Here is a 25,604-nt window from a genome sequence, read left to right on the forward strand (position 1 = left end):
CGCTATGCCTTTTTTACGCGGCGCTTCGAAATAGAGAAGTAGATCAACCACGCCGGCAGAAAAATCGCGTTGGCAAAAGCCAGAGACTTGACCCATTCCCAGCCTTCAAGATCCCGATTGGCCGCTAATGCAATCAGTTCTACATACACCAGTGGACCAATGACAAATAACACAAACCACGTTTTCCGAACCCAGGGCTTATGTGACGTGCTAATGCTGGCAATCGCTCGTGCTTCGTCGACCGAAGCCTGGAAGGGATCATTCGGCCTGTAGATATAAGGCTTTTCTTCCAGTGGTTCCGGCGTATCAGGCTTAACATTCTGGACCGGCTTCTCTTGGCCGGTGGACGTGATGGAAGATGAGCTTTCTTCTGGAACCTCAAAAACGACGTTACCTATTTTTATTTGCTTGCTCATGGTTTTGCTGTGCGAATGCTGGTGAGCGTGCGGGTGAGCCAGGCCTGGCTGTCGACGGCTGGCTCGTTGCCGCATTTGACTTGATATGGCTTGCCCGACGAGCTGCTTTTAGACGCCGCCATCGCGATGAACTGCTCGGTGTTTTGGATGGTGCTTTTGCCCTCGATGTATTCGAGTTTGCGGAGCAGGTGATTCCTGGCGTCGGTGCCGTTATACCAGGAACCGTTGCGGTTGAACTGGCAGCCGGATGCCTGGAGCTTGGCCAATAGCGCGTCGATTTCCGCGCGCACTGGCGCTGGTGTCGGCGCCGCAGCGGCGAGATTGTACAGGCAGGCCGCAACGAGGGATAACAATAAACGCTTCATGCGGCCGCTTCCCAGGAGTGCCATGTGTTCGACAGAAGGTAGATTCCGATCAGCGTGCCAATCGGGAAGCCAAGCAGCATAAGGCACGAAATGACTATGGATGCCTGGCGGCCGCCGTTCTTCCCTTGTTTGCATGCGCGCGCTGTGAAAAAGTGCAGCGCGAATAGCGCGAGGAGGGCGAGCAGCATGGGCAGCAACTCCACGTATGCACCCGTTGCAAGGCCAATGACTGCAGTCATACCTATGCCTATGAGTGCGTAAAACCAGGCCAGTGCGCGATGCGTGCGAAATACCTTTGTCTGTGCATCCATATCTCTCCCGGAAGGAATGTTTATTATTTGAAAATATTATCATGGGTGACAGAAAAGCCAGTATAAAAACTACTGAGGTAATTAATGGTCAGCAGACCGCGCGAGGGGAGAGGATTAGGCGACGCCCAGCCTGCGCAGTGTCACCCTGCGCGCGCCGTAGCGCTTGACTGCAAACCTACTAGAAGGTAGGATGCACCTATGAACAAAACTTTCGACGATATTCTGGCTTGCGCCCGTTCCTTGATCGCAACGGGTGGCTACAACGGCTTCAGCTATGCCGATATCGCCGAGGTAGTGGGCATTCGCAAAGCGAGTATTCACCATCATTTTCCGAGCAAGGTCGACCTGGTGAAGACGCTGATCGGGCGCTACCGCGAGGAGACTGCGCACGGTCTGACGCATCTTGAGCAGACCAACCCTGGTCCGCAGGAACAACTGCGCGCATACATCCAGTTCTGGACGAGCTGTATTGCCGACGGCAGTATGCCGTTCTGTGTTTGCGCGCTGCTGGCCAGCGAATTGCCCATCCTGCCGGACGAGGTGGCGCTGGAAGTGCGGGGGTATTTCCGCTTGCTATCGGGTTGGCTGACGTCCGTGCTGGAGCGAGGACTGCAGCAGGGCCTCGTGATGCTGACGCAGGAGCCGCGCATTGAAGCCGAAGCCTTCATGGCAACGGTGCATGGTGCAATGCTGTCCGCCCGTGCCTATGGTGACCCTGGCGTCTTCGGCCTGATCATGGCGCCGCAGCTGGATCGTATTTTTGCGAAGAAATAGTGTTTTTTTATCCTTTTAATCTACCAACTAGTAGGTAAGTAAATGAATAATCCGCATATTGCACAGGAACAGTGGCTGAAGAAGTATTACTTTGTCCGGGCAGCGTTTTCCATAGCGTGGGTCGCTGCGGCGTTCAGCGTGGGACGGCACTCGGCCGCGCTCGCGGCGGCGTTGCTGATCTGCTACCCCGCCTGGGATTCCATGGCCAACCTGGCCGACGGTTCGCATAGTGGCGGCCTCGCCAGCAATCGCACTCAGGCACTCAACGTTCTCGCCAGTCTGGTCGTTGCGGCTGCGGTTGGCTTTGTGCTGCCCGAGATGCATCAGGTGCTGGCCGTATTCGGCGCCTGGGCCATTTTGTCGGGACTTCTGCAACTTGGCACGGCTCTCCGCCGCTGGAAGTCTTTCGGCGCGCAATGGGCAATGGTGCTGAGCGGCGCGCAATCGGCGCTCGCAGGGGCCGTGTTTATCATTCAGGCCGGCAAGCCTGAAGAACCATCGATCATTACCGTTGCGGGTTATGCTGGATTTGGCGCCTTCTATTTCCTGGTATCGGCGCTGTCCCTGAGCTTTAAGGCGATGCGCAGCAAACAGGTGTGAGCGGACGAGGGGTGTTCGCTGCTTTCCTGATAAGCTTGCGTTTATGGAAAAAAGATTTCAACCATATTCGCGGCTGGCAGCGATTGTCTTTTTGACGATTGGCTGTCTGCTGGTGCTCAAGCCATTTCTCGCGGCGATCCTGTTCGCCGCAGCGATTGCCATTTCAAGCTGGCCCTTGTACCAGAAGCTGTTGGGCCGCATGAAGCAGCGCAGGACGCTGGCGGCGGCGGTGATGACAACCTCTCTGGTGCTGGTGATCCTGCTGCCATTGGCGCTGGTCACCTGGAATATCGCGGACAACGCCGCCGAGTTTTATCACGGCATCAAGGACGCACTCGACGCGGGCACGATCGAACCGCCGGCCTGGCTGAAGCAGATCCCGATGGTCGGTGAACAGGTGGACGCTTACGTGCGCAATATCCTGAGCAGCAAAGAGGAGCTGGTTGCTGTGGCCAAGCGCTACATGGAACCGGCGCGCCACTTCCTGCTTGGCAGCGGCATTGTGCTGGGCAGTGGCCTGGCCCAGGTCAGCCTGGCCGCGTTTGTCGCGTTCTTTCTGTACCGCGATGGCGCCACCCTGGTCGCTGCGCTGCATGTGGCGCTGGACAAGATCATGGGCGAGCATTCGAAACAGGTGGCGGAAACGGTGAGCCGCACAGTCAGCGGCGTGATGTACGGCTTGCTCGGCACCGCGCTGGCGCAAGCTGCCGTGGCGGCGGTCGGCTTCCTGATTGCCGGTGTGCCTGCAGTAGCGCTGCTCGCAGTAGCGACCTTCCTGTTCTCTCTGATTCCCGTTGGTCCGCCGCTGATCTGGGGCGGCGCTGCGATCTGGCTGTTCGCGCAGGGTTCCACCGGCTGGGGCATCTTCATGCTGATCTACGGCACGCTCGTCATCAGCGGCGTGGATAACGTGGTCAAGCCGATGCTGATCAGCCGCGGCTCAAGCCTGCCTTTCCTGCTGGTGCTGCTGGGCGTATTGGGTGGCGTGATCGCGTTTGGTTTCGTCGGCCTCTTCATCGGCCCGACTTTGCTGGCGGTGGCGCTTGGCCTGCTGCGCAACTGGACCAATATCGATCCTGTCGCGCCGAAGGATTAATCGGTCAGTGTCCTGACCAGCAATTTCCGGCGACGCAGCGCTCAAGTCCTTCTGCGTATTCTCCGCCGGTGATCCTTGTCGCAATGGGTTGCGGACGATATTGCCCGGTTAGTGCAGCATCATGCTGTCTGCCACGCGCGGGTCGGCGTGCTTGCCGTAGATGGCGCGCAGAGTGCCGTCTTCGCGCATCTCGTGCAAAGCCTTTTCGAAACGCTGGGCTACTTCAGGCGGGATGCGGCTGCGCGACAGTACCAGGGAGCCAACCACTGTCTCGCGCGGCGCCCAATCGGCGATCTGGAAGTGGCCCGCCAGCGAGGAGTCGGCCAGCATTGGCCTCCAGTTCGTGTTGATATTCAGGATGGCCTGCACACGGCCGATGGCGAACAGGCGCAGCAAGGTAGGGTAGTCGGCCGTTTCGTACACGCGGTCCTGGCTGCGCAACTTGTCCAGCCAGCCGTCGTATTGCGCGCCATGGCGGAAGGTGCGGATCACGCCTACCTTCAGTTCGGGATGGGACAGGAAGGCATCCATAGAGGCCGCCATGTCAGCCGACTCGGCACGCAGCAGGACGAAATTGCGCGTGGCGAGATAGGGGATAAAGCGCGCGTACGCATCGCGCTCCGGGGTGGAAATGCCGGAAGTGGAGATATCCAGCTTGCCCTGGCTTAGCAGGCTCCAGATGCGGACGCGCGATTCGGTGCTGGTGTGCAGCAGGCATCCGGTGCGCTTGCGCAGTTCTTCGATGATGTCTTTGTCGATTCCGGCCCAGTCACCGTGGGCATCGCGGTAGTACAGGGCGCCGAATTCATACAGGCCAACCCGGTAAGGGCCGCAAGGTTCGGCCGCCATGGCTGGCAGGGCGGCGCAAAGGGCAAGGCAGGCACACAGCAAGCGTCGTAACAGCACATCCTTCTCCCCAAGAAGTGCGTGCTTTCACTTTAGCAGATTCAATCCTGCTCGTCAGCAGCTGGTGCGGGCAGGCGTGGTATCACTTTCACCAGCAGGATACGGGGTCCGTTCATTTTCTTGGCCACTACGTCGAAGTGCTTGAACTCCACGCGCTGGCCCTGTTTCGGGATGTCGCCCAGCTTCAGCATCACCAGACCGCCCACGGATTCCACTTCCTCCAGGCCCAGCTCTTCGTTTTCGATGTCGATGCCCAGCGCACGTTCCAGCGAGAAGATGGGCAGGCTGGCTTTGCCGATCAGGGCGCCGTCTTCCTGTGTCAGCCAGTCGTTTTCGTTCAGGCGGAATTCGTCGTGAATCTCGCCGACCATGGCGCCCAGCAGATTGTCCAGCGTGAGGAAGCCTACCGGACGTTTGCCCTTTTCGCCGATCAGCGCGAAGTGCGGCGCGCCATCCTTGAAGCGGCGGAACAGTTCCAGCGCCAGGGTGCGGGTGGAGTAGGTGTCCACCGGACGCAGGAAAGGCGTAAACGATTTGATTGGTTTACCCGATTGCTGGGCAAAGAACAGGTCCTTCAGGTGCACGACGCCCAGCACGTTGTTGCCGGTTTCGTCGAAATAGGGATAGCGGCTGAAGCGGTTGCGCACCACGGTCTGAAGATTCTCTTCCACGGACTGCGTGGCGTACAGTGCGATCACCTCATTAATCGGCCGCATCAGGTCGGACACGCGCAACTGGGAGAAGTCCAGCGAGTTGGCCAGCACATTGCGTTCGTCCTTGTTGAAGGCCTCGCCGGGCTGGCTGGTGCGCAGGATCAGTTTCAGTTCGTCGGTCGAATAGTGCGAATCATGGCCGCCGGCGTTGCTCAGACCCACCACGCGCAGCACCAGGTTAGCGCTTTCGTTCAGCACCCAGATGGCGGGATACATCACCCAGTAGAAGGCATACAGCGGAACAGCGGTCCACAAGGCGATGACTTCAGGAATACGGATCGCCAGCGATTTCGGCGCCAGCTCGCCGACGACGATGTGCAGGAAGGAGATGGTGACGAAAGCGAAGACAAAGGAGATGCCATGCACCAGCTCCGGCGACGTGATGCCGACCAGATGCAGCAGCGGTTCCAGCAGGCTGGCGAAAGCGGGTTCGCCGATCCAGCCCAGGCCCAGCGAGGCGAGGGTGATGCCCAGCTGGCAGGCGGAGAGGTATGCATCCAGCTCACTATGCACCTTGGCCAGGATGCGGCCGCGCAGGCCGTGCGTCTTGGCGATGGCGCGCACGCGCGTGCGGCGCAGGGTGACGATGCCGAATTCGGCCGCCACGTAAAAACCATTGAGGGCAACGAGGAAAAGCGCGAGCAGGACAAGCAAAAGGTTCTGCATATAACGCACGAAGGCGGGTAGTTAAAAACAACATGATATCCGACCCGGTCCGTTGACGCCGTTTTTTGCGCTTTTCCTCCCCGCAAGTCAGGACTGCGGCGTCAGCCCGACGGCTTTGCAGATGGCCAGCATTTTCTGCGTCAGCGCGGCTTCACTCTGGATGCGCTCACGCTGGGCGGCCAACAGGGAGCGTTGCGCGTCCAGTACCGGCAGGGCGTCGCTCAGGCCTTGTTTGTAGCGTGTAGTCGACAGTTGCAGCGTGGTGCGGGCGTTTTCTTCGCGCTCTTGCAGCTGCTGCAGGTGCAGGTGTTCGGCGGTGTAGCTGGAGAGGGCGTCGTCCACTTCGTGCCACGCTTGCAGCACGGTCTTCTGGTAGGCCACTGCGGCTTCCTGCTGTTCCAGCTCGCGCAGTTCGACAGTGGCGCGGCGGCGCCCGTTGTCGAACAGCGGGAGACTCAGACTTGGGCCGATCGACCACTGGCGGCTGCCCCAGTCGCCGAATTTGCCGCCCGTGAGCGATTCCAGGCCGAATTGTGCGCCCAGCGTGATGCGCGGGTAAAGGTCGGCCTTGGCGACGCCGATCCGCGCCGTCGCCGCATGCAGCCGCGCTTCGGCGGACTGAATGTCAGGACGCCGCGCGACCACGTCGGAGACGATGCCCAGCGCCATATCCGGCGTGTGGCCGAACGGCGCGTCCAGTGCCGACGCGCCGCCCGCGCCGGTCGCACCGCCTGCGCCGCCCACACCGCCCACACCGCCCACACCGCGCGCGCCGCCTGCGGTCGTCAGGGCGCTGGCTGCTGCACGGGCGTCCGACGCCGAGAGGACGCCGGAGCCTGCCAGGTCAGCGCTGGCAGACGGCGCAGAGAGTTCGTTCTGAAGCGCACCGGGCGTCGCGCCGGTCAGCAGCGTCAGGAGATTGCTGGCTTGCGCTTCCTGTTCGAGCAGCCCAGGCAGACGTCCCCGCTGGTCGGCCAGCAGGCTTTGCTGGCGCGCGACGTCCAGGTCCGTGCCGAGCCCTCGCTTGAAGCGGATTTGCGCCAGTTCCAGCAGCTCGCTGGCCGCGTCGATGTCGGCGCGCAGCAAGGCTTGCTGGCGCTGGGCCGCGCGCACTTCGTAGTAGTTGCGTGCCACTTCGACCGCCACCGCCACTTGCACGTCCCGGAGCATCGCACTGGCGCCCGACATCTGTGCATCGGCCGCTTCCACACTGCGGCGCACGCGGCCCCAAAGATCCAATTCCCAGCTGGCGTCAAAACCTGCGGAGTAGACGTTGAAAGGATCGCTCAGCACACCCACCAGCGCATCACGATTGCCTGCTGGCGCAACCACGTCGATCAGGCGCGTGGAGGTGCCGTTCTCGCTCTGGCGCTGGCGTGACGCCGCAGCCTTCGCGCCAACTTGCGGTCCTTGCTCGCTGGCGCTGATATTGCGCTGCAGGCGGCTTTGAGCAAAGTGCAGGGCTGCTGTGCGGACATCGAAATTGGCCTCCAGCGCGCGCGCCTGCAGCCCGCGCAGCACTGGATCGTCGAAGTGAGCGAAAGCCTGCTTGCCGTCGTTGCGCAGGACAGGGTCAAGCAGCACCGGCGAGCCGCCATGCCAATCCGACAGCGTCGCAGGCGCGCTGTCGGCAGGCTTGTGATAATCAGGCCCCACAGCAGCGCAGCCAGCCAGCGCGAGACAAATGACGAGTTTCTTCATGATGCAAATCCAATCAAACAAGACGATTGCGGAACAGCCAGGTCGCCAGCGGCAGTGTGATGGCGGCAATGATCAGCAAAGGAATAAGGTTGTGCCAGACCGTGAGCAAGCCCACGCCTTCCAGATAGACGCGTTGCACCAGGTCGATGGCGAAGCGCAGCGGATTGGCCATGGTCAGAATCTGCAGAATCTCCGGCATATTGCGTACCGGTGTCGTCAGGCCCGAGAGCAGCATCATCGGCATCACCAGCACGAAGGTGTAGAGCATGGCCTGCTGCATATTGGCAGCCATCGCCGAAATCGACAGTCCAATGCCGACGCTGGCGACGGTGAACATCAACAGCCCCGCGTAAATCGTGAAAATCGAACCGGCCATCGGAATCTGGAACCAGAAGCGTGCCACCATCAGGATCAGGGTAGATTGCGTGAGGCCGATCAGCACCGGTGGGATCGCCTTGCCGATCATGATGTCGATCGGCGTCAACGGCGTGACGAGCAACTGATCGAAAGTGCCTTGCTCGCGTTCGCGTGCCACAGAGAGCGCCGTCAGTAGCAGGGTTTGCAGCATGCTGAGGGCCGCGATCAGTCCCGGCATGAGATTCCAGCGCGTTTCGATATTCGGATTGAACCAGGCCCGCGACTCAATTCGCAGCGGAGGCTCACTACCGCCATGTGCGGTGCGCCATTCACTGTTGAAGCCCTCGACCACGGCGCCGACAAAGCCGGCCGCGGAACCTGCAGTGTTCGAATTGCGTCCATCGAGCACCAGACCGATGGGCGACTGGTCGCCTGCGTACAGGCGGCGCTCGAAATCGGCCGGGATCTCGACGACCAGTAGGGCTGTCTGTGAATTGATCACATCGCGCAGTTGTTCCTGCGTCTCCACATTGGCCGTGCGATGAAACACGCCGCTGGCCTCCAGTTTCGCCAGCAGGCGCACGGATTCCGCGCTGTGACTCATGTCCTGCACGGCGTAGGGCACGTTGGTCAGGTCATAGGTGGCGCCGTAGCCGAAGATCAGGCTTTGCATGATCGCTGGGACGATGAGAATGGCCTTGCTCTTCGGGTCCTTGAGCACAGCCAGAAACTCCTTGCGGCACAAATTTACGATACGTCGAATGAATGTGAGCATGGCGCACCTTAATCAAGTTGTTTGCGCGTGACGGCGCGCGCTATGCCAAGCAGCAGCACCGCATAGCCGGCGAGGATGGCGCAATCGCGCAGGATCAGCGGCCACACATTCCCGGCCAGGAACAGGGTCTTGATCAGTTCCATGAAATAGGTCGCGGGCAGGATCTTGCCAATGATGCGAATGACTACCGGCACATTGCGCAGGTCGAACAGGAAGCCGGACAGCATCAGCGAAGGCATGAAGCTGGACAGTAGCGCCACCTGGCTGGCGAGGAACTGGTTCTTTGTCACCGACGAAATCAGCAGACCCATGCCGACCGCCACGAACAGGTACAGCATGGAGGCAATCACCACGACGAGCAGCGATCCTTCCATCGGCACTTCAAACAGGAAGCGCGCCGCCAGCAGGCAAAGCGCAAGGCCCAGCATGCCGACGCAGAAGTAGGGAATGATCTTCGCCAGCAGGATTTCCACCGGACGCACGGGCGTTACAAACAGCGCCTCCAGCGTGCCGCGTTCCCATTCGCGCGCCATCACCAGTGCAGTCAGGAAGGCGCCCACCAGCGTCATGATCAAGACGATCAGGCCGGGAACCAGATACCAGGTGCTGGTGTTGGCGGCGTTGAACCACATGCGCTGTTCGACGGCAACCGCGCCCGATGCGGGTGTGGCTGCACCGCGCGCAGCGGCTGCACCGGAGCGTTCAGCCTGCCGCTGCGGCCACTGGGCCAGGGCGGTAGTGGCGTAGTTCATGATGATGGTGGCACGGCTGGCATCCGCACCGTGCACCAGCAGCTGGATGCGCGCACCGCCTGCGTTCATGCTGCGCGAGAAATCGGACGGCACGCGCACGATGGCGTCCACTTCGCGCTTCTGCATCAGCGTCTCGGCATCGTGCATGGACTGCACGATGACCGGTTTGAAGGCCGTCGATAGCTGCAAGCCCGCCACCGCATCATTGGCGGTAGGCGAGGCATCTTCCATGACAATGGCGATCGGTGCATCCTTCACGTCCAGCGACAGGCCGTAGCCAAAGATCAGGATCAGCACAATCGGCAGCAGGATGCCGATAGCCAGATTGGCCGAATCGCGCAGCAGCTGGCGGAATTCCTTGCGCGTGAGCGCCACAAGGCGGCGGGAGAATCCGGCACTCATTGGCGGGTCTCCTTGCGGTTCTTTTCGACGATGGCGATGAAGGCTTGCTCCATATCGCCTGTACCGCCAGCCTGGTCGCGCACTTCGCGCGGTGTGCCGATGGCCAGTACCTTGCCCGCGTCCTGGATCACGATGCGGTCGCAGTATTCCGCTTCTTCCATGAAGTGAGTTGTGACGACGATGGTCACGCCAGCTTCGGACAAAGCCGTGATGCGCCGCCAGAATTCGCGCCGTGCCAGCGGGTCGGCGCCACTGGTGGGTTCATCAAGGAAGAGAATTTCCGGCTCATGCAGCAGGCCTGCCGCCATCGCCAACCGCTGCTTGAAGCCACCGGGCAACTGGCCGCTGGGCATGTCTTCCTGGCCGTGCAGCTGGAACTGCTGGAGCACGGTGCTGGTGCGCTCCTTGAGCTTGTCGCCATACAGGCCATAAGCGCCGCCGAAGAAGTCCAGGTTTTCCATTACGGTGAGGTTGCCGTACAAAGCGAACTTCTGCGACACGTAGCCGATCTTCTGGCGCGCCTGGGCGCGCGCATGACGCAGATTGACGCCTGCCACCTGCAGGAAGCCGCTGCTGGCAGGCAGCAGGCCGCACAGCATGCGGAAAGTGGTGGTCTTGCCCGCGCCGTTGGGACCGAGCAGGCCGAATATCTCGCCGCGCCTGACGCTGAAGGTCGTGCTGGCGACAGCAGTGAAGTCACCGAATTTGCGTACCAGGTCGCGCACTTCGATCACGGGCTGGTCGCCGTCTTCGGCTTCGATCTTGTGTACGGGGGCGCTGGCGGCGTTGGGATCTTTCGCAGGTTCGCCGCGCAGCACCATCATGAAGCCGTCTTCCAGGCGCGGTGGCGCGGGCTGGGTACTGGCGCCTTCCAGCAAGCCGGCCAGCGCATCGTCCGGCGCATCGGTGCGGCGGATGTAGCGCACCTGGCCGCCCTCGGGCACGGCATCGATGATGTGGGCGTGGTCGTCGATCAGGCGGGCCTGCAGGCTGCGGGCGGACATCGGTGCTTTGGGAACGGCCACGTAAGACAGGCCATCGGCACGCTGGCGGATGGCTTCCGGCGTGCCGGAGGCCAGTACGCGGCCATCGTGCATTACGTAGACCTGGGCACAGCGTTCGGCTTCGTCCATGTAGGACGTGCTGACGATCACGCTCAGCTTTTCCTCGTTCACCAGCTGCTGCACGATGTCCCACAGCTCGCGGCGCGACAGCGGGTCGACACCGACCGTCGGTTCGTCCAGCAGCAGCAGTTCAGGCGAGCGTACCAGGGTGCAGGCCAGGCCGAGCTTCTGCTTCATGCCGCCGGACAGTTTGCCTGCCGGCCGATCCGTGAAGCGTCCCAGGTCGGTCATGTGCAGCAGGCGCTTGAAGCGTTCGGCACGTTCGTTTTTCGGCACGCCGTGCAAATCGGCGTACAGATCCATGTTCTCCTGCACGCTCAGGTCTTCATAAAGGCCGAAGCGCTGCGGCATGTAGCTGATGCGGTCCTGCACCGTTTGCGGATGGGTGGCGACGTCGACACCAAGCACGGTGAGCTGGCCTTCGGTTGGTTTCATCAGGCCCGCCACTATGCGCAGCAGCGTGGTCTTGCCTGCGCCATCCGGTCCGACAAGCGCCGTCAGCGCGCCACGCGGAACCTCCAGCGACACATCGCACAGGGCGTGGATGTCGTGCTTCGATTCCTTGACGGTGAATCGTTTATGCAGGCCCTTACCGCTCAGTGCCGGGCCTTGGTCTTGCGCTGCCATGATCTTACTGGGCCAGTGCGATATGAACGGTGGCGGGCATACCCATGCGCAGGATATTGCTGCGGTCATCGGTCAGCACGCGTACTTCGTAGACGAGGGCAGTGCGCAGTTCTTCGGTCTGCACCGTCTTCGGCGTGAACTCCGCCACGGACGAGATATAGCCGATCTTGCCGGGGATGGACGATTTCGGCTGGCTGTCGATCACGATGCTGGCGGCCATGCCGGGTTTCACGCGGCCCAGGTCCGCCTCCTTCACATAGGTGCGTACCCATTTCGGACTGGCGATGGCCAGCGTGTACACAGGACGCTGCGGCGCGGCCATGTCGCCCGGCTCCATCAGGCGGGCGCGCACGATGGCGGTGACCGGCGCTTTCAACGTGGCTTCGGACAGCTGGTGTTCCAGCACGGCGATATCGGCGTGGGCGGCGTCCAGCTGGGCCTGGGCTTGCGCGATGTCTTCCTTGCGCGGACCGATCTGCACCAGGTCCTCGGACTTGCGGGCCGCGCGCAGCTGGGCGTCGGCAGCCTTGGCGCGCGCCTGGGCGCTGTCGATGTCCTGCTGGCTGATGGCGCGGCCGTTGCTCTCTTTGAAGGTGGCTTGGGCGCGATCCAGTTGCTGGTGGGCGAGGTCGGCGTCGGCCTGCATCTGGGCAGTGTGCGCCTTCGCCTGCGCCAGTTCTTCGGGACGGCTGCCGGCTTTCAGGCGGCCCAGCACCTGCTCCTGCGCCGCGGCCTGGGCGCGTGACTGGGCCAGGCGCAAGGTGAGCGTTTTGGTATCAAGCTCGCCCAGCACTTCTCCGGCCCGGACCAGCTGCCCCTCCTCGGCGTGCAGGGTGGCGATGCGCTCGCTGCCATTGAAGGCGAGCGAAACTTGTCTTAGGTCAACATTGCCATATAAGACCAGGTCCTTGTCGCTGGTGGCTGGGCGTGACAGAAACCAGGCGGCCGCACCAACGGCGGCCAGGGCGATAACGGCGAAAACGACGACTTTCTTGTTCATGACGAACCTCATTCACTTAACTACTGAAAGTATTCTACGTCAAATTCAAATTTAAATTAGAAGTATTTCCGTCGCGTGCTATCTTTTACTGTGTGACCTACAATGCTGCCCATGGCAACTTCCATTCGAAAACCCGAACCCGTTGCAGTGCGCGCTTCGCGCCAGGACGGTGAGGCAACCAAACAACATCTGCTCGATGTTGCGGGGCAAGTATTTGCCGAGCGTGGCTTCGCCGACGCTACCAGCAAAGAAATCTGCGCCCGCGCCGGCGTCAACATGGCGGCAGTTAATTATCACTTCGGCGGCCGTGACCAATTGTATGAGACTGTGCTGGTCGAGGCCCATCACTACCTGCTGAAGCTGGAAGACATGCAGGCCGTGATGGCTCAGACGATACCGGCAGAACAGAAACTCGGCATGATTCTCGGCGGTATCGTGCGCCGGGCCATGGGCAAGCACGCGCACTGGGGGGCGAAAGTGGTGCTGCGCGAGCTGATGGCGCCAACCGTGCATGCGCCGGTGCTGGTGCACAAGGCGATTGCGCCGAAAGCGATGGTGATGCTGGGCCTGGTGTCCGAAATCCTCGGCCTGCCGCCCGGCAGCCCAGGCTTGCAGCGCGGATTGTTCTTCCTGATGTCGCCATGCCTTGCGTTGCTGATGGCGCCGCAGGCCATGCGCGAAAAGCTTTTCCCATCTATTAACGACGACCCGGACGGCGTGGCTGCCGATATGGTGCGCTACGCGCTGGCCGGGTTGGGCGCGCTCGGCGCCCACTACAAAAGCGTTTAAGCCAGGCCTTCGTGTGCGGCTTCGAGAATAGCCTCCACCGCAGGATGGTGAATGCGCCGCTCACTTGAGATGGCATAGAACTGTTCACGCAGCTCGGGCGCTTCGCCAACCAGCATGGCGTCGAACTGCTCATACAAGTCCGTTGCCAGCGTAGCAGGCGCGAAGAACAGGCCCATGCCGTTGCGGCCAAATGTATTCAGCATCGCGTTATCTTCAAATTCGCCAGCCACATCAGGGCGTATCTCATGCTTCAGCAGCCAGGCGTCGATGCGCCCGCGCAGGGCGTTGTTCCGCGTTGGCAGCAGCAGCGGCGCGCCGTTCAAACTGTGCGGAAAGTTGCGCGCGTACTTGCGCTGCAGTGCGCGCGTGCCGAAAAGATTCATCTGGCTCTCCGCCAGCAAGTGACTGAACACGCGCAGGCTGGCCGTGGCGCGCACGGAGCGGTCCGTCAGCACGACATCGAGTTTATGCAGGGCCAGGTCGGCCAGCAGCGAATCGAATTCATTTTCCATACACACTAGCTTGACCTGCACATCCAGCGCCTGCGTCGCCTGCAGCAGGCGGAAGGCAATCAGCTTGGGCAACGAGTCCGAGATGCCGACGGTCAGGCGCATCTTGCCTGCATCCACATCCTCCAGCGCTTCCTGCATGCGGTCGCCCAATTCGAAAATCTGCTCGGCATAAGTCAGCGCCACACGGCCCGCTTCGGTGGGGACGAGGCGGCGTCCCTGCTGGGTTAGCAGTGACTTGCCGATCTGCTGTTCCAGCGACTGAATCTGCGTGCTGACGGTCTGGATTGCCAGGCCGAGACGCTCGGCAGCGCGCGTGACGCTGCCTTCCGTCGCCACAACGCGGAAGAAGTACAGGTGGCGGAAATTGAGGCCGGCAGTTTTCATTGTTCGGTTTTTTCGAAGTAACTATTCAATTATCTTCCATTTTTCAATTTGGCGGTTTTCTTTACACTGCGCTTCATTACTTAAACAAAAAAGGGGTAACCGATGAAGCACTTCAGGATTTCATTCCTGGTCTCCTTCATCTGTCTTGCGGCAGCAGGCTGGTGGGGATACCAACATACTGGCTGGACCGGGGCACTGTCCGCGCTGTGGATCGCATTGATCCTGGGCGTGATGGAAGTTTCGCTGTCCTTCGACAACGCGGTGGTCAACGCCTCCGTGCTCAAAACCTGGGACGCCTTCTGGCAGAAGCTGTTCCTCGGCGTGGGCATCATCATCGCGGTGTTCGGCATGCGCTTGCTGTTCCCGCTGGTGATTGTGGCCGTCGCGGCAAACCTGAGCGTACCGGAAGTGTGGTCGCTGGCGATCAATGATCCGAAATCGTTCTCGATGCACCTGACGAATCACCACGCGGAAGTGGCGGCCTTTGGCGGCATGTTCCTGCTGATGGTGTTCCTGAATTTCCTGCTGGACCACGAGAAGGAGCTGCACTGGCTGGGCAACGTCGAACGCAAGCTCGGCGCGCTGGGCAAAGTGTCGTCGATTTCCGTGATGGTGGCGCTGGGCATTTTGCTGGGCAGCCTGTCCATCGTGGACGAAGCACAGAAGCTGATCGTGCTGGTGTCCGGTATCTGGGGCGTGCTGATTTACGTGGCGGTGGATGCGCTGTCCAGCTTCCTGGAAAAGGAAGAAGAGGGTGGCGGCAATGTGGGCGAGATGGTGAAGCGTGGCGGTATCGGCGGCTTCCTCTACCTGGAAGTGCTGGATGCTTCGTTCAGCTTCGACGGTGTGATTGGCGCGTTTGCGATCACCAGCGACGTCGTCATCATCATGCTGGGCCTGGCGATTGGTGCGATGTTCGTGCGTTCTCTGACGGTCTACCTGGTCCACAAGGGCACGCTCGACCAGTACGTGTACCTGGAACACGGTGCTCACTACGCAATCGGCATTCTGGCAGTGATCATGTTGGCGAGTATGAAGTTTCACATCCCTGAAGTGGTGACCGGCCTGATTGGTGTGGCCTTCATTGCAGGTTCGCTGTGGTCTTCGATCCGCCACCGCAACAAGGAAAAAGCCCTGCTGCAAGCAGCGTAAGGGCGAGTAAGGAAACGCGGCGCGCTTATTAGACACCGGCCCGCCGCGCATGCAAGGTGTCTGACACTCAAGGAGTAGCAAATCATGGCAATCAGTCTGCAAAAAGGCGGTAACGTCAACCTGAGCAAAGAAGCCCCGGGCCTGTCGAAACTGACGGTGGGACTGGGCTGGGATGTGCGCCAGACCGATGGCGCGGCATTCGACATCGACGGTTCGGCCTTCCTGCTGAAAGTGGATGGCAAAGTACGCAATGACCTCGACTTCATCTTCTACAACAACCTGAAGTCCAGCGACGGCGCAGTCGCACATAGCGGCGACAACCGCACCGGCGCCGGCGACGGCGACGATGAAACGGTCAGTATCGACCTGACCCGCGTGCCGACCGATGTGGAGCGCATCGCGATCTGCGTGACGATCCACGAAGCGGACTCGCGCCGCCAGAATTTCGGCCAGGTACAGCGTGCCTTTGTACGCTGCGTGAATGGCGCAAACAACGGCGAGATCGCCCGCTATGACCTGTCCGAAGACGGTTCGACCGAGACTTCGCTGGTGTTCGGCGAGGTGTACCGCAACGCCGGCGACTGGAAGTTCAAGGCCGTGGGCCAGGGCTACAAAGGCGGCCTGGGCGCACTGGCTTCCTCCTTCGGCGTGAAGGTATGACCGTCTTTACCGTTACCGGGGACGTCGATCCCTTCCTCCATGTGTCGATGAAGCAGGGCGAGAAGATTTATTGCGAATCGAACGCCATGGTGATGATGGAATCGGCACTGGAGCTGAAGGGCAAGATGACCGGCGGTTTGGGCAGCGCATTGATGCGCACCTTTGCCAACGGCGAGTCCTTCTTCCAGCAGCACATCGAGGCGGTGCGCGGCAACGGTGATTGCCTGCTGTCGCCGACGCTGCCTGGCGCGATGCAGGTGGTCGACGTAGGCGCGCGCCAGTACATGATCAGCGATGGCGCCTTTGTCGCCGCCACTGGCGGCGTGGACCTCAAGGTGCGTACGCAAAGCCTGGGCAATGCGCTGTTCGGGCAGAGCGGTGGCTTCTTCATCACCGAAACGGCCGGCAGCGGCCAGCTGGTGGTGAGCGGATTCGGTTCGATGTCGCAGCTGGACGTTGAACCGGGCAAGGAAATTGTGATCGACAACGCTCACGTGGTGGCCTGGGATTCCGGGCTGCGTTATGAGTTGTCCGTGGCCACCCGCTCCGGCGGCGGCCTGCTGGGCAGCCTGGTGAACAGCGTGACCAGCGGCGAAGGCGTGGTATTGCGCTTCTCCGGCCAGGGCAAGGTGTTGATCTGTTCGCGCAACCGCGATGCTTTCACGAGCTGGCTGTTGCGCAATCGTCAGGGAGGTTAAGTATGTCAGTGAATTTGCAAAAGGGTCAGAAGATCTCGCTCGAAAAAGAAGCGGGCGGTCGCCTGAACCGGATTTCGATGGGCCTGGGCTGGGATGTGGCCAAGACCAAGGGCTTGTTCGGCCTGGGCTTCGGCGCCCGCGCAGCGGAAGTCGACCTGGACGCGTCCTGTGTCCTGTTCGATGAAACCAATAATCCTGTGGATGTGGTCTGGTTCCGCCAGCTGAAAAGCCGCGACGGCAGCGTTGTGCACAGCGGCGACAACCGCACCGGTGCCGGCGATGGCGACGACGAGCAGATCGCGGTGGCACTGTCGCAAGTGCCGGACAAGGTGCGCAGCATGGTCTTCACCGTGAACAGCTTCACCGGCCAGACTTTCGCGCAGGTGGAAAACGCCTACTGCCGTCTGGTGAATGCTGAAGACGGCCGCGAAGTGGCGCGCTTCAACCTGTCCGTGCAGGGTTCGCACTCGGCGCAGATCATGGCCAAACTGTATCGCCACAACGGCGAATGGAAGATGCACGCCATCGGCGAAAACAGCACAGGCCGCACTTTCGACCAGCTGCTGCCGCAAATCGCGACGCATCTGTAATGTAAAGCGTTCATAGGCGCTTCCCATGGCGTCTTTCCCTTACGGCGGTCCTGGCAACAGGCCGCCGTTTTTTTACATCTGCAAAGCGATCATCGCAGCATTATAGAGAGCGTGGGTAAGCATGGGGGCGAGCAGGGACTTGCTGCGTTCGTAAGCGACGGCGGTGCAGAGACCGACGATAAAGACTGGCAGCATGGACAGTGGCGGATGCACGACGGCGAAAATGGCGGCGCTGGCGAACATGGCGGCGCCGGCGGGCATCGAGCGGCGCAGGCCGCCGAAGATCAGGCCGCGGAAAATGAATTCTTCGAATAGCGGCGCGGCCAGTACGGCGAGCGGCAGTATCCAATTGATCGAGCCGTTCAGCGCCGGTACGGAAACGCCGAGGTGGCGCAGCACGGCCAGGTAAGCGGCAGCGAAGCCGATCGCGATCGCAGCCATGGCCAGCGACCATCCCGCTGCGGCGCCATAGCTGGCCGGCAGCAGGCGCGGCACACCGGCGGTGCGCGAGCGCCAGTAGATCAGGCGCGCCAGTGCATAGGTAACGCCGCCGGCGATGGCAAAGGCGAACGTCAGATGACCCATTGTCGGCTGGCTGCGGCCGGACAGGAACAGCAGGGCAATGATCTGAATAGTAAAGAACAGCAGCGCTGCCATGATGCCATCCGCTGCGGACACGCGCGGCGGTGGCGTCGCGGTAGTATCGAGCATATAGGGCAAGGCATCGCGCGCTTTCTGCCACAACGCGAGCGCCAGTGCAGCCATCAGCACGATGACGGCAAGCTTCAGATGCCACTCGGAGGTGTACAGAGCGATCGTATAAAAGGAACACAGCACGAAATAGGTGTAGACGAAAGTGGGCCGAACGCGCTGGCTGGCCTCTTCCGCCAGTGGATCGCAGCCCCACACGCCGAGCGAGACGGCAATCATGGAAAAGATGGGAATGCCTGCCAGTGCGAGAATCATCAGGCTGAAAAATTGCACGTCCGGCTTCGCGCCGCACGCGATGCCGACGCCGAAGATGACCAGCGGGTAGAAGGTGGCCAATGCCGCCCACAACTGCGCCTTTTCCTTCAACACGCTTTCGATGGAACGCGGGAAGGTGTAAAGCATCCACAATGCCTGGCCCTCCCGGTTCAGCGTCTGAAACGCCGACAGCATCAGCACATAGCCGCCGATGCCGAACGCCATCGCCGCCAGCACGCTCGGATTCGCGCCCAGTTCGGCGGTGTTTTCGATTTTGCCGTTGAAGATCAGCTGGCTGCCGATGATGATGACCGGTAGAAGCAGGCTTTGCACGAGGAAGCCGCGGTCGCGGCTAAGCAGGCGCAGTTCGCGGCGCTGTAGTGGCGTGCCGATCAAGGTGCGTGATGGCGCGGCGCTGATGGCCGTCGCGGCAGCCGAGGGAGTTGCGGCCTTGCGGCCTGTCTCGCGTGAGCCGGTGGCGACGACACCGTTGGCCAGCAGCGCGCGCAGGACTACCATGCACGCCCAGCCGGTCAATATGGCTTGCGCGATCAGCAGCGCAGCAGCGATGGCGGCGTGGACGGCATTGCGCGTATTCAGCGCCTGCACGACAAGGCCTGCCGGCGTCCAGAGCAGCCACGCGGGCGCGCGCGCGGCCCAGCCCATTGTCAACGCAGCGGTCGGCATGCTGAGCGACATGACGAAGTACATCAGTGGCAGGCTGGCAACCGATGCCACGGCCTGCAGATTGCGCAGCTGCGATGGCGCAAGGCGCAAGCGAAGACCGGTATCCACAACGGTGCGCACCGCGGCGGCGATGACGAGCAGCAGGAGCGCGACCGCGGTTGCCAGCAAAGGCGCGGTCCAGCGAAAGCCGGAGTGCCAGGCGATCATCAGGCACAGCGGCCATAGTGTCAGCCAGCCGGTCGGGTTGGCGATGGCGCGTTCCGCTATACGTGCCCACAACAGCGTATTGCGCTGCATGGGCAGGGTGATCAGCCACTCCAGATCCCAGTCCGGATTGGCCAGTTCCTTGCTGCCGAGGGGAAGTATGATGGCAACCAGCACAAGGGCCGCCAGTTCCAGGGCGATACCTTGCGCAAGCGCGGGGCTGAAAGCGGATGCTGCGACAGCGGCCACCGCTTCGTGCAAATGCGCGGTGATCTGAGCGTCACAATAACTGCCGGCGCCGAGATGGCAGTTCAGATTCAGGATCGTCATGCTGCTCATATTGACGAAGGCCGCCGTCATGAAGCCGGCCATCATCAGCGTGACCAGCACGCGCACGCCGCCTTTTCCCGCTGTGGCAGGACGGCTCTTGCCGCCCTTGGCGCGGCGCCTGAACAGCATGCCGCTCATATTGAACATGCGCCGCACACGGAGGCGGAACAGCAACCAGAAGGCGCGTCCGGCACCGGGCAGGAAAGCGTCCATCATGCTTCCGCTTCGCTGGTCACTTTCAGGAAGACTTCTTCCAGCGAGCTATTGACGCTGGAGGCGCCGCGCAATTCGTCGACCGAACCGGTGGCCACCAGCATGCCGCGGTTGATGATGCCGACGCGGTTGCACATGCGCTCCGCCATATCGAGCAGGTGGGTGGAAACGAAAATGGTTTTTCCGCGTGCCGCGCTGGCGATCAGGCGTTCCTGCACTTCGCGTGCAGCGCGCGGATCGAGGCCGTTGATGGGTTCATCCAGAATCAGCACGGCCGGGTCATGCACCAGCGCGCAGGCCAGGCCCAGCTTCTTCTTCATGCCCATGGAATAGTTGACGGCGAATTCCTCGCTCACTTCGTCCAGCCCGAATTCATCAAGCAGCCTGGCGGCACGCGCGATCGCTTCGCAGCGCGTGAAGCCGTGCATCTCGGCGACGAATTGCAGAATTTCGCGGCCGCGCAGGTAATCATAGAAGATGGGATTGTCCGGCAGGTAGCCGACGTGGCGTTTCACCTCCGCCGCCTGGGCGTGGCAGTCCAGGCCATCGATCAGCACACGTCCGGCACTCGGGACGAGAATGCCCATCATCATGCGGATGGTGGTGGTCTTGCCGGCGCCGTTCGGGCCGAGGAAACCAAAAACTTCGCCGCGCCCCACCGTCAGCGACAGTGGATGCACGGCGTGGTAGCTGCCGTATTGCTTGCTCAGGGCATCAAATTCAATCATTCGTGGCGCAGGCTCATGCCGATGCGCTCCGTGCGCGGCGCCCAGTTGCCCTGGATGTCCGCCGACACCAGAATGCGCTCGGCGCGGCCGATCAGCAGCTTGCGCGGCACGAAGCCGATGAAACGCGAATCGGCGCTGTTGTCGCGGTTATCGCCCAGCATCAGGTAGCTGTCGGCGGGAACGGTAACGGGACCGAAGTCGCGGCGGGCCTGGATTTCCGGCAGCACCTGGATGCTGTAACTGGCCTTGCCGTTATTCTCGTTCAGGCGCAGCGCTTTCAGATCGCCCACGTTGGCGATCGTTTCGGTGGCATTGTCGATCACCGAATACTGCGCGGGTTTGCCGTTGATGATGAGACGTTCGCCGCGCATTTCGACTTTATCGCCGGGCAAGGCTGCGATACGCTTGATCAGGCGCGTGCCGTCTTTCGGCGAGCTGAAAGTGACGATGTCGCCGCGCTGCGGATCGCCGAGGTGGGTCAGCGATACGTCGGTAAGCGGGACTTTCAGATCGTAGGCCACACGGTTGACGAATACGACGTCGCCTTCCAGCAGATTGGGATGCATGGAAGCCGAGGGAATCGGATTCCAGTCCGCAAACGCCGTGCGGAATATGCCGAGCAGCACGAGGAATGCGATAAAGCCCTTGTTGTCGCGGATCAGCTGTTTCATGGTCGATGGTCTCCGGTCGGGTAGCTGGACAGTCCAGAGCTTTATCATCTTATCACTATCTTAAGCCGTGCTTAGGCCGAAGGCGGCCAGCATCTGGCGTTGTCCTTTTGGCGGCACGCTGAGCGCGCGGCTGTCGAGATCCTGTTCGACCCAGCCCTTCTTCAGCGCCAGTTGCAGCAGGGCCGCGCCCAGTGCACCGCCGAGATGGGGACGGCGTTCGCTCCAGTCCAGGCAAGGGCAGGCGAAACGCCGGCGCAGCTTGCGCATCGCTTGCAAGTCCAGGCCGAGTTGCACGAATTGTTGTTCGCCTTCCGGCGTCAGGGCATATTCGTTGTCGCCATTGGTCGCCAGCCAGCCCTGTTCGGCGAAGTGATCGTGCAGGCGGACGGCAATGGTGCCGGCCATGTGGTCGTAGCAGGTGCGCGCGTTGCGCAGGCGGTCCGGCGTATTGGGTTTGAACTGTGGACGCGGCAGGCCCGCCACCACCAGCAGGGCTTCCAGCGCCGCACCCACGTCGGCATCGGCAATCTGGTAGTAGCGGTGTTTGCCCTGTGCGACCTGCACCAGAAGGCGGTCGTCCTTCAGCCGCGCCAGATGGGCACTGGCAGTAGAGGCGCTGACCTCAGCAACGGCCGAGAGCTCGGTGGCCGTGCGCGCATGGCCGTCGAGCAGGCAGCACAGCATGCGGGCACGTGCCGGCTCGGCGATGGCGCCGGCAACGCGGGCGAGGTGGTAATCGGCGTGTGCATCCATAGTTCGGTGTCGGACGAAATGTTGATGGTGGTTTTTCAGCATACTGCAATTTCTTTCACTTTGCTGGAGTATCGAAATGCAGAATCCTGTTGCGGCGGTAACCAGTGCCGATCCCTACGAATTCTATGCAGCGCTGGCGCGCGAACCCCGGCTGGTGTGGCGCGAAGGGATGTGGATTGCGGCCAGTCCGGCGCTGGTCATGGAAGTGATGACGCATGCCGCTTGCCGCGTGCGCCCGCCCGCTGAGCCAGTGCCAGCGGCGATTACCGGCGGCAGCGCGGGCGAAGTGTTTGCTGCGCTGGTGCGCATGAATGAGGGCGAACGCCATGCCTCACCCAAAATGGCCTTGCAGCGCGCGCTCGGCAGCGTGCCGCTCGAACAGGTCCGCGCAGTGGCATCGCGCATCGCGCGTGAGCTGGCCGGCGCTACGCCCATGACGGCCCCGCGTGTGTCGCAGTGGATGATGGAAGTGCCGGTGCGTACGGTCGCCAGCCTGCTGGGTTTCGACGATGCGCAACTGCCGGCGCTGGCGTGGTGGCTGGGACGTTTCGTGGCATGCCTGTCTCCCTTGAGCAGCGCCGCGCAGATTGCGGCGGCGCACGGCGCGAGCCTGGAGTTGCTGGATGCCTTCCGCGCGCTATTACAATCGCCCCGTGCCGGATCGCTGCTGGAGGCTGTGGTGCATGAGGCCGAGGAAGCCGGCTGGGACAACGATCATGCGATACTCGCGAATCTTGTTGGTTTGCTGTCGCAGACTTACGAAGCAACGGCGGGCCTGATAGGCAATACGGTCGTCGCGCTGCAGCGCGGCGCCTCGTGGCCTGTAAATGCAGCCTCGCTGGTGCGTGACGTCGCACGCATGGCCCCGCCGGTGCAGAACACGCGCCGCTTTGTGGCCGAAGATGCCGGCATCGGTGGTGTGCGCGTGCAAAAAGGGCAGGTGATCCTGCTGGTGCTGGCTGCGGCAAGCCGCGATCCGCGCGCTGAGGGGCGCGTGTTCGGATTCGGCCATGGCCCGCATGCTTGTCCGGGCCAGGCGATGGCGGAAGCGATAGCGTCGGCAGCGATTGAGGCACTGCAGGACGGCTTGCCGCGCATGCAGTGGCGTTATCGCGCATCGGTGAATGCGCGTATTCCTGAATTCTTTGAGGAGGTGGAATGATTGCCGTGATTTTTGAAGTGCTGCCGCATGCTGAGGGCAAGCAGAAGTACCTGGATATCGCAGCCTCGCTGCGGCCACTGCTGGATCAGGTGGATGGCTTTATTTCGATAGAGCGCTTCCAGAGCCTGAACAACCCGGACAAGCTGCTGTCGCTGTCCTTCTTCCGCGATGAAGCGGCGGTCGCGCAATGGCGCCAGCTGGAAGCGCATCGCTCCGCGCAATCGGCCGGACGCCATGCGCTGTTCCAGAATTATCGCCTGCGCATTGCGAGCGTGGTGCGCGACTATGGCATGAACGAGCGTGAGCAGGCTCCTGCCGATAGCCGCGCGCGGAACGGTTAATACTTCCAGCTCAGCGTCACGGATGCATTGCGCGGCGCTGCGTAGTAAGCCTGGCTCCAGTACAGGGAAGTCAGGTATTTGCGGTCCGTGAGGTTGTTCACGTTGGCCGACACGCTGAAGTGTTTATCGATGTCGTAGCGCGCCATCAGGCCCACCGTTGCATAGCTGCTTTGACGGATGGTGACGCCGTCCGCCTCATCGCGCCAGGTCTTGTCCTGCCAGTTCGCGGTTGCGCCCAGCTTCAACTGCGGCACGGCAGGCAGCTGGTAGGTCAGCGAAGTACGCAGCAGGCGGCGCGGAATAAAGGTGCGTACGGCCTTGCCGTCATCGCCTTCCACCGTCAGCACGGTGAAGCCAGCGGTAGCCTGCAAGCCGCGCGCCAGTTCGCCGGACAGATCAAACTCCACGCCTTTCGATTCCGCGTTGACGCCGCGGTAGAAGGCTTTCGGGCCGACATAGCCTGCCTGTTCAGCGGTGTTGTCCTGCTTCGTTTTGAACAGTGCACCGGAAGCGTTCAGCTTGCGGTCGAACCATTCGCCTTTCAGGCCCACTTCCACGGTGCGGCCTTCAACTGGCGCCAGAGGCTGGCCGGCTGCGTCGGTTTCGCTTTGTGGGTTGAAGATGCCGGTGTAGCTGGCATAGGCCGACAAGGCCTGGTTGATGTCGTAGACCAGACCCACGTAAGGCGTGGTCTTGGTGGCCGAGCGGTATTTGCTGACGCCATACGACAGGCCGGAGCTGTCCACGGTGGCGAAGGAAACGCCGGTAAGCAGCTTCAGATTATCGGCCAGATCCCAGCGTGCGGCGGCGAAAGCGGTTTTGCGTTTGTCTTCATACGAGCTGCCGTCGATGGCGGCGTCGAAGGTAGGCTCGGGATAGATGCCTTGCCAGGTGGTCAGCGGCGGCAGCGCCGCGCCGATGCCCTGGCCGTAGTGCGAGATATCGTCCAGCGTAGACTTGGACCAGGAACCGCCGAAGCTCAGATCATGCGTGCGGCCAAACAGCTGGAACTGGCCCGTGGCTGACACGTCGAACAGCGTTTGCTTGTTGGATGCGTCATACAGCGAAGGGTAGGAGAACAGGCCCAGTTCCGTCGCGCGGTCGGGCTGGCCATAGACGTAGAACAGTTTGGAGTTGGTGTTGGTGGTCGCGCGCGACAGCGTGGCCTGTGCACGCCAGCCGTTCTCGAAGTGATGCTCGAATTCAAGGAAGCTGCGCTTGTTCCGCGTGCGGTTGCGTGCCCAGTCGGTGGCGGTGCTGGTGCCGACGTCGTAATTGGTGGGCGAGCCGTCGGTGTAGTAGAGCGGCAGCGCGCCCCACAGGCCGCCGCGCGTTTTCGCGTCCTGGCTGGTGAAGCCGCCGGTCAGCGTGGTGTCGCGCGACAGCTTCGCTTCCAGCACGCCGTAGAAGACTTTGCGGTCGTTGGAGAAGCGGTCCAGGTAAGAGTCGCCTTCCTGGTAGGAGGCGACCACGCGTCCGTTCAATGTGCCGGCTTCATTCAGCGCGCCGGAAATGTCGCCTTGCACGCGATGCTGGCCCCAGCTGCCCAAGGTAGCGCTCGCAGAAGCCTGAAAAGCGGCGGTCGGGCGCTTACGGATGAAGTTCACCGTGGCGGAGGGATTGCCGGTGGCGGACATCAGGCCATTGGCGCCGCGGACGATGTCGATGCGGTCATAGAGGGCGGTATCCAGATCGCCGGTCACGTTACCGAAGACAAAGGGAATGCCGACGCCGTCATACTGGAAATTGACGATGTCGAAGCCGCGCGCGGTGTAGTAGGTGCGGTCGGTTTCCACGCGCTCGACGGTGACGCCGGTGGTGCTGGCGAGGACATCGTTGACGGCGTCGAGGCGGAAGTCTTCGATGCGGGCGGCAGTCACGACGGACACGGATTGCGGCGTTTCGCGCAGGCTCAGGTCGAGGTGGGCGGAAGAGGCGCTGCGGCGGGTGGTATAGCTGTCCGGCGATTCCGCCTCACCCTTGACCACGACGGTTTGCATGACAGGCTCAGGCGCGGCTTCATCAGCAGGCGCATCAGCCCAGGCAGCGCCTCCGCAAACCAGCGCGGCGGCAAGAGCAAATGGACGAAGTCGGGAGGCGGGAACAGGCAGCAGCATTTTCTTCCTTTTTATAGAATGCAAATGAGAATGATTCGCATTCTATAGCGCGACGCAAAAAA

The 25,604-nt window shown here is 61.7% G+C and carries 26 protein-coding genes; 10 read left to right on the forward strand and 16 right to left on the reverse strand.

Going from position 1 to position 25,604, the window contains the following annotated elements; all coding sequences use genetic code 11:
* Positions 1-2: 2 nt before the first annotated feature.
* Genes AB4Z19_RS13775 through AB4Z19_RS13785 form a run of 3 tightly spaced genes read right to left on the reverse strand, consistent with a single transcriptional unit; the run spans position 3 to position 1,092 of the window.
* Positions 3-416, reverse strand: coding sequence for a hypothetical protein (locus tag AB4Z19_RS13775; protein ID WP_442023398.1), 414 nt, complete (start codon positions 414-416; stop codon positions 3-5).
* The gene (locus AB4Z19_RS13780) at positions 413-781 is read right to left on the reverse strand and encodes a DUF5329 family protein (protein WP_442023396.1); all 369 of its coding nucleotides are present in this window, start codon (positions 779-781) and stop codon (positions 413-415) included. Before AB4Z19_RS13780 ends, AB4Z19_RS13775 begins: the two co-directional genes overlap by 4 nt.
* Positions 778-1,092: a hypothetical protein gene (locus tag AB4Z19_RS13785; RefSeq protein ID WP_442035444.1), complete on the reverse strand. Its 315-nt coding sequence runs from the start codon at positions 1,090-1,092 to the stop codon at positions 778-780. Before AB4Z19_RS13785 ends, AB4Z19_RS13780 begins: the two co-directional genes overlap by 4 nt.
* 198 nt (positions 1,093-1,290) lie before the next feature.
* On the opposite strand from AB4Z19_RS13785, the gene AB4Z19_RS13790 reads away from it, so the two are divergent.
* The 3 genes from AB4Z19_RS13790 to AB4Z19_RS13800 are packed head-to-tail and all read left to right on the forward strand — an operon-like array spanning position 1,291 to position 3,562.
* Entirely contained in the window at positions 1,291-1,866 is a 576-nt protein-coding gene (locus tag AB4Z19_RS13790) for a TetR/AcrR family transcriptional regulator (RefSeq protein WP_442035445.1), read from the forward strand.
* Between the two features lie 42 nt (positions 1,867-1,908).
* Positions 1,909-2,466: a DUF308 domain-containing protein gene (locus tag AB4Z19_RS13795; RefSeq protein ID WP_442029437.1), complete on the forward strand. Its 558-nt coding sequence runs from the start codon at positions 1,909-1,911 to the stop codon at positions 2,464-2,466.
* 43 nt (positions 2,467-2,509) lie between these two features.
* The gene (locus tag AB4Z19_RS13800; RefSeq protein ID WP_442029435.1) at positions 2,510-3,562 is read left to right on the forward strand and encodes an AI-2E family transporter; all 1,053 of its coding nucleotides are present in this window, start codon (positions 2,510-2,512) and stop codon (positions 3,560-3,562) included.
* 108 nt (positions 3,563-3,670) lie between these two features.
* On the opposite strand, the gene AB4Z19_RS13805 is transcribed toward AB4Z19_RS13800, so the two are convergent.
* The 7 genes from AB4Z19_RS13805 to AB4Z19_RS13835 all read right to left on the reverse strand — a co-directional run bounded on the left by AB4Z19_RS13805 (position 3,671) and on the right by AB4Z19_RS13835 (position 12,585).
* The gene (locus AB4Z19_RS13805) at positions 3,671-4,468 is read right to left on the reverse strand and encodes a substrate-binding periplasmic protein (RefSeq protein ID WP_442035446.1); all 798 of its coding nucleotides are present in this window, start codon (positions 4,466-4,468) and stop codon (positions 3,671-3,673) included.
* Between the two features lie 41 nt (positions 4,469-4,509).
* Entirely contained in the window at positions 4,510-5,847 is a 1,338-nt protein-coding gene (locus AB4Z19_RS13810; protein ID WP_442035447.1) for a hemolysin family protein, read from the reverse strand.
* Positions 5,848-5,934: 87 nt separating this feature from the next.
* Positions 5,935-7,548, reverse strand: a complete 1,614-nt coding sequence (locus AB4Z19_RS13815; protein ID WP_442035448.1) for a TolC family protein — start codon at positions 7,546-7,548, stop codon at positions 5,935-5,937.
* A 13-nt stretch (positions 7,549-7,561) separates the two neighbouring features.
* Entirely contained in the window at positions 7,562-8,680 is a 1,119-nt protein-coding gene (locus AB4Z19_RS13820; protein WP_442035449.1) for an ABC transporter permease, read from the reverse strand.
* Between the two features lie 8 nt (positions 8,681-8,688).
* Positions 8,689-9,834: an ABC transporter permease gene (locus AB4Z19_RS13825; RefSeq protein ID WP_442027315.1), complete on the reverse strand. Its 1,146-nt coding sequence runs from the start codon at positions 9,832-9,834 to the stop codon at positions 8,689-8,691.
* Positions 9,831-11,585 carry an ATP-binding cassette domain-containing protein gene (locus tag AB4Z19_RS13830; protein WP_442027316.1) on the reverse strand — a complete coding sequence of 585 codons (1,755 nt, stop codon included), beginning with the start codon at positions 11,583-11,585 and terminating at the stop codon, positions 9,831-9,833. The genes AB4Z19_RS13825 and AB4Z19_RS13830 overlap by 4 nt, the downstream gene beginning before the upstream one ends.
* Before the next feature lie 4 nt (positions 11,586-11,589).
* Complete coding sequence (locus AB4Z19_RS13835; protein ID WP_442027317.1) at positions 11,590-12,585, reverse strand: HlyD family efflux transporter periplasmic adaptor subunit; 996 nt, start codon at positions 12,583-12,585, stop codon at positions 11,590-11,592.
* A gap of 111 nt (positions 12,586-12,696) precedes the next feature.
* On the opposite strand from AB4Z19_RS13835, the gene AB4Z19_RS13840 reads away from it, so the two are divergent.
* Positions 12,697-13,374 (forward strand): TetR/AcrR family transcriptional regulator, encoded by a 678-nt coding sequence (locus AB4Z19_RS13840; RefSeq protein WP_442027319.1) that lies wholly within the window; start codon positions 12,697-12,699, stop codon positions 13,372-13,374.
* Here AB4Z19_RS13840 and nhaR read toward each other — a convergent pair.
* Complete coding sequence (nhaR, locus tag AB4Z19_RS13845; protein WP_442027321.1) at positions 13,371-14,270, reverse strand: transcriptional activator NhaR; 900 nt, start codon at positions 14,268-14,270, stop codon at positions 13,371-13,373. The two genes, AB4Z19_RS13840 and nhaR, sit on opposite strands and share 4 nt — an antisense overlap.
* A 102-nt stretch (positions 14,271-14,372) precedes the next feature.
* Here nhaR and AB4Z19_RS13850 point away from each other — a divergent pair, with 102 nt between their 5' ends.
* From AB4Z19_RS13850 to AB4Z19_RS13865, 4 genes are all read left to right on the forward strand, one after another.
* Positions 14,373-15,422, forward strand: coding sequence for a DUF475 domain-containing protein (locus AB4Z19_RS13850; protein WP_442035450.1), 1,050 nt, complete (start codon positions 14,373-14,375; stop codon positions 15,420-15,422).
* Between the two features lie 84 nt (positions 15,423-15,506).
* On the forward strand, positions 15,507-16,082 hold the full coding sequence (locus AB4Z19_RS13855) for a TerD family protein (RefSeq protein ID WP_442025842.1): 576 nt from the start codon (positions 15,507-15,509) through the stop codon (positions 16,080-16,082).
* Positions 16,079-16,780 carry a TIGR00266 family protein gene (locus tag AB4Z19_RS13860; RefSeq protein ID WP_442025841.1) on the forward strand — a complete coding sequence of 234 codons (702 nt, stop codon included), beginning with the start codon at positions 16,079-16,081 and terminating at the stop codon, positions 16,778-16,780. The genes AB4Z19_RS13855 and AB4Z19_RS13860 overlap by 4 nt, the downstream gene beginning before the upstream one ends.
* A 2-nt stretch (positions 16,781-16,782) precedes the next feature.
* Positions 16,783-17,370: a TerD family protein gene (locus AB4Z19_RS13865; RefSeq protein WP_442025840.1), complete on the forward strand. Its 588-nt coding sequence runs from the start codon at positions 16,783-16,785 to the stop codon at positions 17,368-17,370.
* A gap of 72 nt (positions 17,371-17,442) precedes the next feature.
* Here AB4Z19_RS13865 and AB4Z19_RS13870 read toward each other — a convergent pair whose 3' ends face one another.
* From AB4Z19_RS13870 to AB4Z19_RS13885, 4 genes are read right to left on the reverse strand one after another with little or no spacing between them, the layout of a single operon-like run.
* Positions 17,443-19,773, reverse strand: a complete 2,331-nt coding sequence (locus tag AB4Z19_RS13870; protein ID WP_442025839.1) for a CPBP family intramembrane glutamic endopeptidase — start codon at positions 19,771-19,773, stop codon at positions 17,443-17,445.
* Complete coding sequence (locus tag AB4Z19_RS13875) at positions 19,770-20,498, reverse strand: ABC transporter ATP-binding protein (protein ID WP_442035451.1); 729 nt, start codon at positions 20,496-20,498, stop codon at positions 19,770-19,772. Before AB4Z19_RS13875 ends, AB4Z19_RS13870 begins: the two co-directional genes overlap by 4 nt.
* Entirely contained in the window at positions 20,495-21,169 is a 675-nt protein-coding gene (gene lepB, locus AB4Z19_RS13880; protein ID WP_442035452.1) for a signal peptidase I, read from the reverse strand. Before lepB ends, AB4Z19_RS13875 begins: the two co-directional genes overlap by 4 nt.
* Positions 21,170-21,229: 60 nt before the next feature.
* Positions 21,230-21,922, reverse strand: a complete 693-nt coding sequence (locus AB4Z19_RS13885; protein ID WP_442025836.1) for an ArsR/SmtB family transcription factor — start codon at positions 21,920-21,922, stop codon at positions 21,230-21,232.
* 76 nt (positions 21,923-21,998) lie between these two features.
* On the opposite strand from AB4Z19_RS13885, the gene AB4Z19_RS13890 reads away from it, so the two are divergent.
* Both AB4Z19_RS13890 and AB4Z19_RS13895 read left to right on the forward strand, forming a co-directional pair.
* Complete coding sequence (locus AB4Z19_RS13890; RefSeq protein ID WP_442025835.1) at positions 21,999-23,084, forward strand: cytochrome P450; 1,086 nt, start codon at positions 21,999-22,001, stop codon at positions 23,082-23,084.
* Positions 23,081-23,425, forward strand: coding sequence for an antibiotic biosynthesis monooxygenase family protein (locus tag AB4Z19_RS13895; RefSeq protein ID WP_442035453.1), 345 nt, complete (start codon positions 23,081-23,083; stop codon positions 23,423-23,425). The genes AB4Z19_RS13890 and AB4Z19_RS13895 overlap by 4 nt, the downstream gene beginning before the upstream one ends.
* Here AB4Z19_RS13895 and AB4Z19_RS13900 read toward each other — a convergent pair.
* Positions 23,422-25,542 (reverse strand): TonB-dependent siderophore receptor, encoded by a 2,121-nt coding sequence (locus AB4Z19_RS13900; protein WP_442035454.1) that lies wholly within the window; start codon positions 25,540-25,542, stop codon positions 23,422-23,424. The two genes, AB4Z19_RS13895 and AB4Z19_RS13900, sit on opposite strands and share 4 nt — an antisense overlap.
* Positions 25,543-25,604 lie beyond the last annotated feature (62 nt).

The organism is Pseudoduganella sp. RAF19 (assembly GCF_052114165.1).
In the GTDB taxonomy this organism is placed as follows: Bacteria; Pseudomonadota; Gammaproteobacteria; order Burkholderiales; family Burkholderiaceae_D; genus Rugamonas.

Bases quoted from the DNA above. Each gene is read 5' to 3' on its own strand.
- AB4Z19_RS13775 (WP_442023398.1), bottom strand. From the start codon at position 416: ATGAGCAAGCAAATAAAAATAGGTAACGTCGTTTTTGAGGTTCCAGAA.
- AB4Z19_RS13780 (WP_442023396.1), bottom strand. From the start codon at position 781: ATGAAGCGTTTATTGTTATCCCTCGTTGCGGCCTGCCTGTACAATCTC.
- AB4Z19_RS13785 (WP_442035444.1), bottom strand. From the start codon at position 1,092: ATGGATGCACAGACAAAGGTATTTCGCACGCATCGCGCACTGGCCTGG.
- AB4Z19_RS13790 (WP_442035445.1), top strand. From the start codon at position 1,291: ATGAACAAAACTTTCGACGATATTCTGGCTTGCGCCCGTTCCTTGATC.
- AB4Z19_RS13795 (WP_442029437.1), top strand. From the start codon at position 1,909: ATGAATAATCCGCATATTGCACAGGAACAGTGGCTGAAGAAGTATTAC.
- AB4Z19_RS13800 (WP_442029435.1), top strand. From the start codon at position 2,510: ATGGAAAAAAGATTTCAACCATATTCGCGGCTGGCAGCGATTGTCTTT.
- AB4Z19_RS13810 (WP_442035447.1), bottom strand. From the start codon at position 5,847: ATGCAGAACCTTTTGCTTGTCCTGCTCGCGCTTTTCCTCGTTGCCCTC.
- AB4Z19_RS13815 (WP_442035448.1), bottom strand. From the start codon at position 7,548: ATGAAGAAACTCGTCATTTGTCTCGCGCTGGCTGGCTGCGCTGCTGTG.
- AB4Z19_RS13820 (WP_442035449.1), bottom strand. From the start codon at position 8,680: ATGCTCACATTCATTCGACGTATCGTAAATTTGTGCCGCAAGGAGTTT.
- AB4Z19_RS13825 (WP_442027315.1), bottom strand. From the start codon at position 9,834: ATGAGTGCCGGATTCTCCCGCCGCCTTGTGGCGCTCACGCGCAAGGAA.
- AB4Z19_RS13830 (WP_442027316.1), bottom strand. From the start codon at position 11,585: ATGGCAGCGCAAGACCAAGGCCCGGCACTGAGCGGTAAGGGCCTGCAT.
- AB4Z19_RS13835 (WP_442027317.1), bottom strand. From the start codon at position 12,585: ATGAACAAGAAAGTCGTCGTTTTCGCCGTTATCGCCCTGGCCGCCGTT.
- AB4Z19_RS13840 (WP_442027319.1), top strand. From the start codon at position 12,697: ATGGCAACTTCCATTCGAAAACCCGAACCCGTTGCAGTGCGCGCTTCG.
- nhaR (WP_442027321.1), bottom strand. From the start codon at position 14,270: ATGAAAACTGCCGGCCTCAATTTCCGCCACCTGTACTTCTTCCGCGTT.
- AB4Z19_RS13850 (WP_442035450.1), top strand. From the start codon at position 14,373: ATGAAGCACTTCAGGATTTCATTCCTGGTCTCCTTCATCTGTCTTGCG.
- AB4Z19_RS13855 (WP_442025842.1), top strand. From the start codon at position 15,507: ATGGCAATCAGTCTGCAAAAAGGCGGTAACGTCAACCTGAGCAAAGAA.
- AB4Z19_RS13860 (WP_442025841.1), top strand. From the start codon at position 16,079: ATGACCGTCTTTACCGTTACCGGGGACGTCGATCCCTTCCTCCATGTG.
- AB4Z19_RS13865 (WP_442025840.1), top strand. From the start codon at position 16,783: ATGTCAGTGAATTTGCAAAAGGGTCAGAAGATCTCGCTCGAAAAAGAA.
- AB4Z19_RS13870 (WP_442025839.1), bottom strand. From the start codon at position 19,773: ATGATGGACGCTTTCCTGCCCGGTGCCGGACGCGCCTTCTGGTTGCTG.
- AB4Z19_RS13875 (WP_442035451.1), bottom strand. From the start codon at position 20,498: ATGATTGAATTTGATGCCCTGAGCAAGCAATACGGCAGCTACCACGCC.
- lepB (WP_442035452.1), bottom strand. From the start codon at position 21,169: ATGAAACAGCTGATCCGCGACAACAAGGGCTTTATCGCATTCCTCGTG.
- AB4Z19_RS13885 (WP_442025836.1), bottom strand. From the start codon at position 21,922: ATGGATGCACACGCCGATTACCACCTCGCCCGCGTTGCCGGCGCCATC.
- AB4Z19_RS13890 (WP_442025835.1), top strand. From the start codon at position 21,999: ATGCAGAATCCTGTTGCGGCGGTAACCAGTGCCGATCCCTACGAATTC.
- AB4Z19_RS13895 (WP_442035453.1), top strand. From the start codon at position 23,081: ATGATTGCCGTGATTTTTGAAGTGCTGCCGCATGCTGAGGGCAAGCAG.
- AB4Z19_RS13900 (WP_442035454.1), bottom strand. From the start codon at position 25,542: ATGCTGCTGCCTGTTCCCGCCTCCCGACTTCGTCCATTTGCTCTTGCC.